This window comes from Paenibacillus radicis (ex Xue et al. 2023), from assembly GCF_024722015.1.
GTDB lineage: Bacteria > Bacillota > Bacilli > Paenibacillales > NBRC-103111 > Paenibacillus_S.
Genome location: NZ_JANQBD010000025.1, coordinates 17,060 through 30,532, shown reverse-complemented (window position 1 = coordinate 30,532; position 13,473 = coordinate 17,060). Strand labels below are relative to the sequence as shown.

Here is a 13,473-nt window from a genome sequence, read left to right as displayed (position 1 = left end):
TGAGGTGCATGGTATGCTGGAGCCCGCTGCAACGGCTGACACGGCGAAGTCCGTGCTCAAAAATCAAATGAATACCGGCTATTGGCCCCGACTCTGGATCCGCATGCTGCAGCATAAATATATGTATTTGCTTGCTTTGCCAGGCGTGCTTTATTTCGTCCTGTTTAAGTTCGCCCCGATGTGGGGACTGCTGATTGCTTTTAAAGATTATAATCCCTTCGGCGGTTTCTGGGGCAGTCCGTGGGTTGGAGCGAAGCATTTTAACGAATTGTTCACCGATAACGCCTTCTACATGATGCTGAGAAATACATTCGCCATCAATCTGATCGGGCTGCTGTTTATGTTTCCGGTCCCTATTATTTTGGCGCTAATGTTGAATGAAGTCAGGCATGAAGTGTTTAAACGGTTAAACCAATCGATTGTGTATTTGCCGCATTTTTTGTCCTGGGTAGTGGTAGCAAGTATGACCTTCTTCATTCTTTCCACCGATGTGGGCATTGTGAATAAACTTATTACAGGTTCCGGTCATGAGAGCGTGGCATTTTTGTCCAATCCGAATTTTTTCTGGGGACTCATTACCGCGCAAAGCATGTGGAAGGAAGCAGGCTGGGGCACCATCATCTTTCTCGCAGCGATGGCGGGAGTTGATCCGCAGAGATATGAAGCGGCTGTTGTGGACGGAGCTAACCGTTGGCATCAAATTTGGCATATTACATTACCGGCGATTCGGCCGACCATTATCATATTGCTTATTTTAAGGCTGGGTCATATGGCCGACGTCGGCTTCGAGCAGGTGCTGCTGATGCAGAATCCCCTCGTTCTGTCGGTCTCGGAAGTGTTTGATACGTATGCGTATACACACGGTATATTGAAGGGACAGATCAGTGCCGGGGTTACAGTCGGAATGTTTAAAGGTGTCGTCGGTCTTGTGCTTGTGCTTGCATCTAATTACGTTGTCAAAAAGCTGGGACACGAAGGCATTTATTGAAGGAGGGGAGCCTGCGATGAGTTTTGTTGCGCGCAAAAAGCTGACATTGTTTGACTGGGTGAACTATTCGCTCCTGGCCATCATTTCAATCATTTGTATTTTTCCGTTTATTTACGTGTTTAGTGTTTCCTTTACCGATCCCAAAGCCTATATCCCTTTGCAATTTTATTTATTTCCCGAGAAATGGTCGCTTCTCGCCTACAAGTATATTTTATCTACCAACAGCTTTATCAACGCTTTGAAAAGTACGGTTTTCATTACGGTAATCGGCACTATTCTTAACGTTATCGTTTCCTTTTCCATGGCTTATGCTCTGACCAAGAAAACGATGCCAGGACGCGGCATTATGATGAGCGCGGTTATTTTCACCTTAGTGTTTAATGCGGGAATCGTACCGAGCTACATTTTGATAAAAGAATTGGGGCTGCTTAACTCTTATTGGTCCTTGATTTGGTCGGGATTAACCAGCGCTTGGAGCCTTATCGTAATCAAAAGCTTTCTGGAATCGCTGCCGTCGGAGCTTGAAGATTCGGGACGGATTGACGGCTGCTCGGATCTTGGGGTATTTCTGCGAATTGTTATACCGCTATCGATGCCGGCTATTGCTGCCTTCACACTGTTCTTCGCCGTTGCTCACTGGAATACGTATTTTAATGCGCTTATATACATTTCAGATTCTAAAAAGTGGACGCTTCAGGTGCTCGTCAAAACACTCGTTATAGACTCCGATTCCAATGGTGTCGGTCAGGCAGGTGCAGGCGGGGATGACCGGGTTTTGCCGCAGGAAACGATCCGCATGGCATCCATTATGCTGTCCATGGCGCCGATTCTTATCGTCTATCCGTTTTTGCAGAAGCATTTTGCCAAAGGTGTAATGTTAGGTTCGGTCAAGGGTTAGGAAGGGTTAGGAAATATATGGCCGGGTAAGAAGAGCTTCTGATCGAAGCCCTTTCGAAGAAGATACATTCGTGTCTAAGTTGTAGCTTTTCTTGCAATATCAGACTTGTTCAGCTCCACTGAAAACTTATAAAGTCAGATATTATAAAAAAATGTCTGTAGTACGCCGCCGTCTCAGCTGCTAAGATGAACGCGTTCCATGGACTGATCCCGACAGACTATATGATGAGGTGAAGGCAATGGCGGATTTTGAAGGTGCACAAGGAAAGAAAGGCATTATTGACTGTGATGTTCATGTATATCCGAAAAGCAGTGACGAGTTGAGGAGCTATATGCAGGAGCCGTGGCGCAGCCGGAATTTGCCTTCAGGCAGGGGAGGCTTTTATGAGAACCCGGTTCATGGGGTCAGATTGGATGCAAAGCCTCCGGGTGGCGGGGGAGCGGGCACGGACCCTGACTTTTTGCGCCGGCAGCTTATTGAAGAATACGGAATCGATCATGCTATTCTGCTGCCCCGGGCTTTTTGCAATATGATCCCCGATCCGGATTTGGCGACAGCGCTAGCTGCCGCATACAACGACTGGTTGGCCGACACCTGGCTCGGCAAATACAACAATGACGGCGTATTCAAAGGCTCGATTACTATTGCGCATCAGGATCCGGTGGCCGCAGCGAAGGAAATTGACCGTTGGGCGGGACATCCGCATTTTGTTCAGGTTATGACAGACTCGGGAGCAAGGGCGCCGTTCGGCCAACGGCAGTATTATCCGATTTATGAAGCGTGCGAGCGTAACGGGTTTCCTTTTGCCATTCATCCGGGTACCGATGGTATGGGGATAAATGAGCAGCCGTCACCCGGCTATCCGACTCATTATATCGAGTGGCATACTTGTCTGTCATTAAGCTTTCAAGCGCATCTGGTCAGCTTTATTACCGAAGGTGTATTCGAACGGTTTCCTGACTTTAAAGTAGTGCTTGTCGAAGGCGGCGTTTCCTGGCTTCCGGCATTAATGTGGCGGTTGGACGCGGAGTATAAAGGGCTTCGGTACGAAGTGCCTTGGTTGACCAAACGGCCGAGTGAATATTTACGCAATCATGTTCGTATGGCCTCGCAGCCGATTGAACGGCCGGACAATGATCAGCATCTGCTGCAGGTGCTGGATATGATGGATGCACGCCATATTTTGATGTTTTCCAGCGATTATCCGCATTGGGACTTCGACTCGCCGAAGCGTGCGTTCCCCAAGCTGCCGGAGGATTTATATAACCGGATTTTTTCAGACACGGCCAGAGAACTTTACCGATTGCGATAATTATATGGACGAAGTAAGTTTCGCTCCGCGAAACTTTTAGGAGGAGATCAGCTTGGGACGTCATGTTGTAGGAACGGTTACGGAGGTACAGGCCGGTGGGCGCAAAATCGTCCAAGCCGAAGGCCGGTCTATCGGCGTATTTAATGTCAACGGTACTTATTACGCAATGCGTAACAGCTGCCCGCACCAGGGGGCGCCCTTATGCCAAGGACGTGTTACTGGCATGACGCTTACAGCACCACCGGGACAATATGTATACGGACGAAGCGGGGAAATTATAAGATGTCCTTGGCATGGTTGGGAATTCGATATTTTAACAGGCAAATCGATCTATGATCCTCATAAATGTCTTGTCCGCACCTATGATGTTACTGTAGAACAGCCAGCTGCCGCTGTTGCTGCTGTAGTATGCGAGCCAACTATAGAGGCAGAGGAGACGAAGATAGAGACATACCCGATTACGGTGGAGGACGGCCTCATTATTCTTCATATATAATACGCGTTGGAAGTGACCTTATCTCCGCACATCTGAGAATATCCAATAAACGGCTGTACCAAAATGACTTTTGGTACAGCTCTTTTTTTGTCAATAAATTCAAAGCTTAAAATAAGTATAGTTAATCTCTCCATGTTATTAGGTGAAGAAATTGTGGTAAGTTGAAGATAATCACACCACATTTTTTTGTCGAGGGGAGCTGTCCAAGTGACTATCAAGCTGCAGGATTGGATTGTAGAAGCGGATATTACAAGTATGCAAACTGCTTTGGAAGCAGGTTCTATAAGCTCAGAGGATTTAGTTAATGCATATCTGAACCGGATTCATAAGTTTGATCCAATAATTCATTCCATATTAGAAATCAATCCGGATGCTATACAAATCGCAAGAGCTTTAGATATGGAACGAAAAGAAACAGGGAACCGGGGAAAGCTGCATGGTATTCCCATTTTATTGAAGGATAATATAGATACCAAGGATAATATGCATACGAGTGCAGGATCAGTAGCTTTGGCCGATTCGTTCGCGGCAGCAGATTCATTCGTAGCGTCTAAGCTCCGTTCCGCGGGAGCCATATTGCTCGGAAAAACGAATATGACGGAATGGTCCAACTTCATGTCAAGCCGGATGCCTGCGGGATACAGCTCGCGAGGTGGACTTGTTCTAAATCCATATGGTGCTGGTGAGCTGTTCATCAGCGGATCTAGCTCAGGCTCTGCTGCTGCGGTAGCGGCGAATTTGGGAGCGGCGGCTATAGGAACGGAGACGGCAGGATCTATTGTAGGCCCTGCTTGTCAAAACTTCCTGGCAGGAATCAAACCTACGGTAGGATTAGTTAGCCGGTGCGGGATTATTCCTATATCTTGCAGCCAAGACACTCCGGGACCTATAGCTAGAACGGTAACGGATGCTGTCATTATTTTGGGAGCATTAACTGGAGTGGATAGCAATGATAGTGCTACATTTTCGAGCGAAAAGCATTATTTTCAAGACTACACGCCATTTTTAGAAGCAGGCTTTTTACAGCATGCAAGAATAGGCATTCCAAGACATTATTATAAGCATTTGGATGAGGAAAGGCTTTCTATTATGGAAGCAGCCATTATTACATTGAAAAATGAAGGAGCCACAATTATTGATCATGTTAGTCTCTACGTTGAGCAGATGAACTGGAATAATGATGTCATCACGTATGAATTTAAGAAAGGTCTCAATAATTACTTATCCCAGTTGGCTGATACCGTACCGGTTCACTCTTTGGAAGAGCTGATTGAGTACAATAATAAGAATGCGGAGATTGCTTTGAAATATGGGCAGGACACGCTAATAAGGTCTGAAGAAACAGCACTGACTGAAGAAACCTATTTGCAGAAGAAGCAGGAATACATGGAGTTGGCGCTTCATGAAGGAATAGACTATGTGTTGGATAAATACAGTCTGGATGCCTTAATGTTACCTGGGGATGTTGACGGGCTATATACTGCAGCACGATTGGGCTATCCATTAATTGCGGTTCCGGCGGGGTATTCTTCGACAGGCATTATAGACTTGGATGGTGATCATACAAAGGGTCCCTTTGGTGTAGTCTTCTCAGGTAGAGCATTTAGCGAGCCTACTTTGATAAAAATAGCCTACGGGTTTGAACAAGCAACCCATCACCGTTTTCCCCCTCAATTTGCTTAAACTTCAATGGAGGAATGCCGTTGCAGTTTGGAAACCTTTTAGCCTCCCGAGCGTCTGAATGTATATCAGACATTTAGATAGGGAGGAAATGAAATGAAACCTAAACGAATTCTATTGATGCTGCTTGTGCTGCTCCTCGGGAGCGTGGCTTCCACAGTTTTGAACGCTGCATTTGCAGCGGAATCCGGTTCCACAGGTATGCAGCTTCCCCAAGAAATTAGCTTAACGGCTGATAGAACACCTATCTATGACGGTATTGACGGCAATCAGCTCTACGATGCTGCCCCGCAGACGGTACAAGTAACGGGAGCCGAAAATGGCTGGGACCGTAAGCTCTTGAACGGAAGCAAAGTGTGGTTTCAAATTAAAACAACGAATGAGGATAAATGGGTTCTATTGCAGAACGCTCCATTTGAGGAGCAATATTACGACTACCTGGTGCTGATGCAAGAGGAAAACTTGTATCCGGCACGGCAAGCTTCTATGAAACAGAGCTTGGGAACCATTTCTCCGCAAGTAGTCCGGTCCGTGTATACGGATGGAGAATACTATCTGATTGAAACATGGCTTGGCTATAAATGGATTCATCCCAAATCTTCCATTATTCAGCATGCGGAGTTTTACGGACCGAACAGCAGCGGCTTATGGGTACATCTGCGGACGCCAACTCCAATGTTCCGTACTCCGGATGCAGGGAGCGAGGTTGCAGGCATGCTGTCACCCCAGCTAGTGCAGGCAAAAATAACATTAAATAATGAATGGTTGTACATCGATACATGGGAAGGGAAGCGCTGGGTCAACAGTCATGTTGGCTATCCGCCGGATCTTAAGTCAGAAGAAAGAAGTATGATCCTGACCGATTCTGCCATTGCATACGAGCATCCGGATAAACAAGCTCGGGAGCTCGGCCGATTGACTCCACAGAAGGTAACGGTGTTCGAGCATGGCGGAGGCTGGCATCATATTCATAGCGATTGGCTTGGGGATTGTTGGATTTATCAAATAAACCCGGAAGATGATCCTGCTCTATATATACCTCCGGCAGCAGTTATCCCTAAGGAAATTACAGGCGTAAAAAAGACTCATCAATATGAGCTGGGCGCCGGATGGAGAAACTATCCGTTTGATTTATCCATAGTTGTTATGAATGGGGAAATGATCAATCCGGAAGCTTACTTTTCCAGAGGCCAAGAAGTAGGTTTACGCTACGCAATCAGAAATGTAAGCATAGACGAATTGGAATTGAATCCATCAACGTCCTTCACAATTGAGATTACCCGTCAACTGGACATCGGCGCTGGCCGTATTAAACCGGAGCTGGTCTGGTCAGGAAAAATCCCCGCATCGAAAGCCGTATTTGAAAGCGGCGGAAGCGAGGAGTTGACATTTAGTTGGGATCAAAAGGATTCAGACGGCAAGCAGGTTCCTTTCGGAAATTATAGTGTCCAAATCAAGCTGCCAATGACAATCGATTACACAAAAGCAGGAGTGAGTGAGCAAGGGGAAGCACAATTAGCAATGCTGACACATTTTCCACTGCTTATTGGAGCACCGTGAACATGCTTCGGCTTGGAGTGATGTTTCGTAAGGACTAAGAGAATGGAGTGGAAGCGATCATGCAGCTTCCACTCCATTTCCTTAACAAAAAGCGCAAACGAGATCATCCACCCAAAATACGAAGCCGCGTATCCTTAACGAATGGCGAACGGTGTGAAATACACCGTTTCCAGCACATTTGTATAGGCGTGCACGGTATCCATCGAGGTTAGGCACACAAGTCCGCTTTCGATGGCCTCGCGCCGAAGTTGGAAGCCGTTGCTGGAAGCAGCTTTTCCTGTTGTCACCATGTTGACTAACAGGTCTGCTTTGAAGCTTCGCAGCGAATGGATAAGCTCTTCCATGTTATAGCTGGCAGCCGGAATATGGTTCGCTTGAAGCAGCCGGGCGGTCCCGGGAGTTGCGATAATCCGGTACCCAAGCCGGAACAGCTTTCTTAGCGGTTCAACAGCCGCTGCTTTATCCTTGTCAGCAATGGAAGCGATGACGGTTCCTTGGGCAGGCAGCTTCATCCCTGCGGCAAGCAAGCCTTTATACAACGCTTTTGCATACACTGGGTCTCTCCCGATAACCTCGCCTGTGGATTTCATTTCAGGACTTAACGCAATCTCCACACCGCTTAGCTTATGAAGAGAAAACACCGGAACTTTAACTGAAACTTCGTCGGCTTCCTTCAACAGACCCTCTGGAAAACCGAATGAAGCAAGGCTTTGCCCCAAGGATACTTTGGTTGCTATATTAGCCATCGGTACATTCGTGATTTTGCTCATAAATGGAACCGTTCTTGAGGCGCGGGGATTGACTTCGATGACATACACTTGCTCCTGCACCACTAAAAACTGAATATTAACGAGGCCTATAACATTCAGATGCTTGGACAGCTTCGTTGTTATATCAACGATTTGCTCTTTGACGCCTCGTGACAAGCTTTGTGGAGGATACACTGCAATTGAATCCCCGGAATGTACCCCTGTCCGTTCGATTTGTTCCATAATTCCAGGAATCAGGAGCGTTGTACCATCATAAATTGCGTCTACTTCCGCCTCAATTCCATGCATGTATCGATCGATTAAGACAGGATGCAAGGGATTAACCTGAACCGCACGTTCCATGTAAGTGACTAGCTCCAAGGCGGAATGCACAATTTCCATAGCGCGTCCTCCAAGCACATAGGAGGGACGCACTAAAACGGGATAGCCGATTCGCTCTGCGGCCGTCACAGCCTCCTTGATCGAATGGGCGGTGTCTCCCGAAGGCTGCGGAATTTGCAGCTCCCGGAGGAGCAGTTCGAATTTTTTACGATCTTCAGCCGTATCGATTCCGGCAAAGCTCGTGCCAATAATGCGAATGCCCCGCTCAGCTAAAGCTGCAGCCAGCTTAATAGCCGTCTGCCCGCCGAATTGCACGATAACCCCTTCAGGCTGTTCATGATTAATAATATGAATGACGTCCTCAAGATGGAGCGGTTCAAAATATAATCGATCCGAAATATTGAAATCCGTTGATACGGTCTCCGGATTATTATTGATAATAACCGCTTCATACCCGGCCTCTTGAATAGCCTTGACCGCATGAACGGTGGAATAATCGAATTCGATGCCTTGCCCGATGCGTATGGGACCGGAACCTAATACTACGATTTTGGGTTTGATTGACTCAGGTGTCTCATTTTCTATTTCATAGGTCGAATAATAATACGATGAAGTCGCCTCGAATTCAGCGGAACAGCTGTCCACCATTTTAAATACTGGAATGATGCCTGAACGATACCTGCGTTCTTCAATGTCGCGAGCCGCTGTAAACCGGAAGGAGGCATTCGCAGAGTGGCGTATATCCGCAATAGCTTGATCGCTAAAGCCCAGCTTTTTGGCCTCCAGGAGCTGAGCATCCGAAAGATCTTCCTCTATCAGCTGCTGCTCGAATACAACCAATTGTTCAATTTTTTGTAAGAACCATTGATCTATATGAGTTAGACGATGAATTTCATCGACTGTATATCCCCTTTGAAAAGACTCTGCGATCAGAAACAGCCTTTCATCATCTGCTTTCTGCAGTCTTATCTGCAGCTCCGCTTGAGTGAGCTGTTTAGTTTCAGGGAGATGCAGCCGCACGGTGCCAATTTCAAGGGAGCGGACGGCCTTCTGAAGCGATTCCTCGAAGCTGCGGCCAATGGCCATAACTTCTCCGGTAGCCTTCATTTGAGTTCCAAGCTTCCGGTTGGCGTTCGGAAATTTATCAAAGGGCCAGCGTGGAATTTTGGTAACGACATAATCCAATGCCGGCTCGAAGAAGGCGTAGGTTTTACCAGTGACCGGGTTAATAATCTCATCAAGCGTATAACCCATTGCGATTTTTGCAGCCATCTTGGCAATGGGATAACCTGTCGCTTTGGATGCCAGCGCTGATGAACGGCTGACCCGCGGATTCACTTCAATAACGTAATATTGGTAGCTGTCCGGGTCCAGCGCGAATTGCACATTGCAGCCGCCCTCGATACCGAGTGCCCGCACAATTTGTATGGAGGCCGTGCGCAGCATTTGATATTCTCGGTCAGATAACGTTTGGCTTGGGGCTACGACAATGCTATCTCCAGTGTGAACGCCTACCGGATCGAAATTTTCCATATTGCAAATAACCATACAATTGTCATTAGCATCACGCATGACTTCATACTCGATTTCCTTCATGCCGGCAATGCTTTTTTCTACCAGACATTGGCCGATGGGGCTGCAGTGCAAGCCGGATCGAACAATATCCAGCAGCTCTTCAGCATCCTTGGCGATGCCTCCACCGGTTCCCCCTAACGTATAGGCGGGACGAACGATGACAGGATAGCCGATCTGAGCCGCAAATTGAAGCGCTGCATTGGCCTCTGTAACTATGATGCTCTGCGGAACGGGCTGTCGCAGCTCCTTCATCAGCTCGCGAAACAGCTCGCGGTCCTCGGCTTTACGGATGGGCTCCAATTGAGTTCCGAGAAGCTTTACATTTTCACTAGCGAGGATACCGTCATTAGCAAGCTCCATCGCCATATTGAGCCCCGTTTGTCCGCCAAGAGTAGCAAGTAAGCCGTCAGGACGTTCTTTTCGAATGATCTGTTTGACAAATTCCAGAGTGATAGGCTCCATGTATACCTTGTCGGCAAATGTGGAGTCGGTCATAATAGTGGCCGGATTGCTGTTGATGAGCACCACCTCCACGCCTTCTTCCTTTAGCGCTTCGCAGGCTTGTGTGCCGGCATAGTCGAATTCGGCTGCTTGCCCGATCACGATAGGGCCTGAGCCAATAATGAGAATTTTTTGATAAGCGTTATTTTTCGGCATATACCAATTGGGCTCCTTTATGTGAGAGAATTTCAGAAGATGCTGTATGAGCTTTGTGTTTGCCTGTTGAGCTTTCTAAAAGGTTTCCTAAAGCACGATTGCGTTGGAATTGGTGAATCATATCCAAAAATTGATCAAACAAAGTGTTGCTGTCATAAGGCCCAGGAGCTGCCTCGGGATGAAATTGTACGGAAAAAGCAGGGTGATAGCTGTGCTTAAGTCCTTCAATAGTGCCATCATTATTATTAATATGAGTGATCATAAGGTCGGTTGAAGCTACTGTAGCATCGATTACGGTATATCCGTGGTTTTGTGATGTGATAAGACAATGTCCTGTGGCCACTTCCTTTACAGGATGATTGGAGCCGCGATGGCCGAAGGCCAGCTTGCCGGTGTCGGCACCGCAGGCGAGTGCGAATAGCTGATGCCCAAGACAAATTCCGAACAGCGGAATTTCACCAAGAAGCTCGCGAATCACCGGTATGACGTGAGCCGAATCCTTAGGGTCTCCGGGACCGTTGGACAGCAGGACGCCGTCAGGATTAAAGCTGCGGATTTGATCCGCGGTTGAATCGTGAGGAACGACGACAACATCGCAGCCCCTACCGCTAAGCTCGCGAAGCATGCCTAATTTACAGCCGAAATCTACTACCACGATACGTTCCTTGGCGCCCGGACTGCGGTATGGCTGCGGCGTCGAAACGAGCGACACTTGATTGCGCAGCGGCTTCATGGCATGAAGCTGTTCTTGCAGTGCTGCAAGCGGCTTGCTGCTGGTTGAGAGCAGTCCCTTCATCGTGCCGTGCTGCCGAATAATTCGTGTCAGCATCCTTGTATCAATGCCGCTTATCCCGGGTATGCCGTATTGCTTCAGCACAGCATTAAGGTTCATGGAGGATCTCCAATTGCTGGGCGCGAGCTCGTGATTCCTTACAATAAAGCCCTGTACCCAGGGGCGAATAGCTTCGAAATCATCCCGGTTTATCCCGTAGTTTCCGATTAACGGATAGGTCATAGCAATCATTTGCCCACAATAGGAAGGGTCCGATAATATTTCCTGATAGCCGGTCATACCGGTGTGAAATACGACCTCTCCGGAGGTTTCTCCTTCGCCGCCAAAAGCTTTTCCTTCAAATACGGTTCCATCCTCCAACAACAATTTCGCATTCATGATGATTCACTCCTAAAAAATATTTATATGGAATATGAGGGATAATAGCTCGAGTAAGTCAATTTGTGATTAAATATACATTAAAATGAATAAATATACAATACCTTAAATTGCCCCTGTTTCTTGCTTTTGACTCGGAAAAGTATAATAATATCGATTTATCTGTTTTTCTCATACTGAATGAAGCAAATGCGAATAGTGTATAATCGATTTCTTTTCGTTATAATAACGTACATTATCCATATGGAAATTTTAACCGACAGAAAGAAGAGGTGGATCAATGGGAGTCAGCGTAAAGGAAGCTATGCAAATCGGCGGACTGGTTCAGTGTAAGGTAGTTGCCGGAGAGAAGGGGCTTCATAGAACGATTGACTATATTACAGTCATGGAAGTGCCGGATGTTATTCGGTGGTTAAAAGGAAACGACTTGCTGTTGACCAGCCTGTACCCGATCAAGGACGATCCAGAGGCTATCGGACATTTGGTTCAGCAGCTGCATGATGTTGGAAGCTCAGCCTTAGCTATTAAGACCGAACGTTATGTGAAGGAAATTCCAGAGGTGATCATCGAAGCCGGGAACCGTCTTGGGTTTCCAATAATAGAAATAGAAGATGAAGTCTCTTATCTGGATATTATGACTCCGTTGATGGAGCTTCGATTGAATAAGTCGGACCTGGGCAAGGAGCAGCTGGAAAAGTTTTTTCAGTGGATTACTGAGCTGGCTATGGGTGGGAAGGGAATCCCGTCTTTGGTTGAAGCTGTGCAGCAAATGACAGAAAATATTATTACAGTTGGATCGGAAGTTCCGGCATTGGAAGGTATTTCGTGGGGGAAAACAGTCGCTGCTCTGACCCGGGCGCAAAAAAACGAGCTGAAAATAGCCAAACGTTCCATCAGGATGGAGCGAATGCTTGATCATCAGAGCACACCATGCATAGTAACGCCGCTCTTTTTGAACGATGAATTGTACGGAGATGTTACCTGCTGGCAAACGAAAAGAGAATTTGTTGAGCGTGATTTTCTTGTGCTGGATCGTACGGTATTGTTAATGGCCCTTGAATTTTTAAAAGTGATTACGAGAGCAGATGTGGAACAAACCTTCAAAGATGATTTTTTATCCGAGGTGCTGACGGGCAATGTTGCGGATAAAGCCGAAGTTATTGAGAAGGGCAAGATGTTCAATTGGAATTTGTCGAAGGACTATCAAGTGTTTGCTATTGCTTATTCCAGCTCTCCGCAGCCTGTTGTAAAACGTGAGAATGAAGCGCTGTGGTTTCAGGAACGCAAACGAAAGCTTCTGCTGAAAGTAAATGATATTTTTCGATTCGATGCCCAAAAGGCTATTATTACAGTTAGAAAAGAACTTATCGTTGTACTTTATCATCGGGAGCCCGCGGTTGGAGCGGGAACGTTACCCTACACCAATGACCCGCATAACAGCTCGATCATGGATTTAGCGGAATCCGCGCGCCGGCAGCTTTCACAAGAATTCGATGAATTGTCGTTTACCGTTGGCGTTGGAAGATTTTATCAGGGCTTGGAGGGCATTCATCAAGGATATAAGGAAGCGGTTAAAGCAATTCAGCTGGGAAAGCCGATCAGTGGAAAAACAGGCTGTGTCCATTACGAGGATTTGGGTATTTTTCGTGTACTAGGTCAAGTTAATGATTGGAAGGAAATGGAGGATATCTATTCGGAAACGATCGGCAAGCTGGTGGAATACGATTGGAGCAGCAATGCAAGTCTTGTGGTCACCTTGAGGGAATATTTTGCAAACAATTGCTCCCTGGCTGAAACGGCGGAGAAGCTGTTCGTTCATGTTAATACGATGAAATACCGGCTGCAAAAAATAGAACAGCTAACCGGCTGCAGTGTTCATGATGCGGAAAAACGATTGTTGCTGCATATGGGACTGAAAATAGACCAAATCCTCCAGTCGGGAAATGTGTAGCGTTGGTATAAAAAGTTTGCATGGATAACGAAGTAACTTTTGGAACATTGTCAGCATCGAATACTGAAGAAACCCTTGGAGTGCGGGACTCACC

The 13,473-nt window shown here is 46.8% G+C and carries 9 protein-coding genes; 7 read left to right on the top strand and 2 right to left on the bottom strand.

Translation table 11 applies throughout. The features are described from left to right. Positions 1 to 67 precede the first annotated feature (67 nt). From NV381_RS28485 to NV381_RS28460, 6 genes are all read left to right on the top strand, one after another. Positions 68 to 988 carry an ABC transporter permease gene (locus NV381_RS28485; protein WP_419182312.1) on the top strand — a complete coding sequence of 307 codons (921 nt, stop codon included), beginning with the start codon at positions 68 to 70 and terminating at the stop codon, positions 986 to 988. A 16-nt stretch (positions 989 to 1,004) separates the two neighbouring features. Then, positions 1,005 to 1,886: a carbohydrate ABC transporter permease gene (locus NV381_RS28480; protein ID WP_258216695.1), complete on the top strand. Its 882-nt coding sequence runs from the start codon at positions 1,005 to 1,007 to the stop codon at positions 1,884 to 1,886. A gap of 238 nt (positions 1,887 to 2,124) precedes the next feature. Then, positions 2,125 to 3,198, top strand: coding sequence for an amidohydrolase family protein (locus tag NV381_RS28475; protein ID WP_258216694.1), 1,074 nt, complete (start codon positions 2,125 to 2,127; stop codon positions 3,196 to 3,198). 52 nt (positions 3,199 to 3,250) lie between these two features. Further along, positions 3,251 to 3,694: a Rieske (2Fe-2S) protein gene (locus tag NV381_RS28470; RefSeq protein WP_258216693.1), complete on the top strand. Its 444-nt coding sequence runs from the start codon at positions 3,251 to 3,253 to the stop codon at positions 3,692 to 3,694. Positions 3,695 to 3,901: 207 nt separating this feature from the next. Beyond that, a complete protein-coding gene (locus NV381_RS28465; protein WP_258216692.1) occupies positions 3,902 to 5,377 on the top strand; it encodes an amidase family protein in 1,476 nt (491 codons plus the stop codon). A gap of 93 nt (positions 5,378 to 5,470) precedes the next feature. After that, a complete protein-coding gene (locus NV381_RS28460; protein WP_258216691.1) occupies positions 5,471 to 6,934 on the top strand; it encodes a hypothetical protein in 1,464 nt (487 codons plus the stop codon). Between the two features lie 134 nt (positions 6,935 to 7,068). Here the strand turns inward: NV381_RS28460 and carB are convergent, their stop codons facing one another. Then, entirely contained in the window at positions 7,069 to 10,257 is a 3,189-nt protein-coding gene (gene carB / locus NV381_RS28455; protein WP_258216690.1) for a carbamoyl-phosphate synthase large subunit, read from the bottom strand. Beyond that, positions 10,244 to 11,428 carry a carbamoyl phosphate synthase small subunit gene (locus NV381_RS28450; protein ID WP_258216689.1) on the bottom strand — a complete coding sequence of 395 codons (1,185 nt, stop codon included), beginning with the start codon at positions 11,426 to 11,428 and terminating at the stop codon, positions 10,244 to 10,246. The genes carB and NV381_RS28450 overlap by 14 nt, the downstream gene beginning before the upstream one ends. A gap of 280 nt (positions 11,429 to 11,708) precedes the next feature. Here NV381_RS28450 and NV381_RS28445 point away from each other — a divergent pair, with 280 nt between their 5' ends. Continuing rightward, entirely contained in the window at positions 11,709 to 13,379 is a 1,671-nt protein-coding gene (locus NV381_RS28445) for a PucR family transcriptional regulator (protein WP_258216688.1), read from the top strand. Positions 13,380 to 13,473 lie beyond the last annotated feature (94 nt).

Excerpts from the sequence above, each read along its gene's own strand:
- NV381_RS28485 (WP_419182312.1), top strand. The coding sequence starts at position 68 with ATGAATACCGGCTATTGGCCCCGACTCTGGATCCGCATGCTGCAGCAT.
- NV381_RS28480 (WP_258216695.1), top strand. The coding sequence starts at position 1,005 with ATGAGTTTTGTTGCGCGCAAAAAGCTGACATTGTTTGACTGGGTGAAC.
- NV381_RS28475 (WP_258216694.1), top strand. The coding sequence starts at position 2,125 with ATGGCGGATTTTGAAGGTGCACAAGGAAAGAAAGGCATTATTGACTGT.
- NV381_RS28460 (WP_258216691.1), top strand. The coding sequence starts at position 5,471 with ATGAAACCTAAACGAATTCTATTGATGCTGCTTGTGCTGCTCCTCGGG.
- carB (WP_258216690.1), bottom strand. The coding sequence starts at position 10,257 with ATGCCGAAAAATAACGCTTATCAAAAAATTCTCATTATTGGCTCAGGC.
- NV381_RS28450 (WP_258216689.1), bottom strand. The coding sequence starts at position 11,428 with ATGAATGCGAAATTGTTGTTGGAGGATGGAACCGTATTTGAAGGAAAA.
- NV381_RS28445 (WP_258216688.1), top strand. The coding sequence starts at position 11,709 with ATGGGAGTCAGCGTAAAGGAAGCTATGCAAATCGGCGGACTGGTTCAG.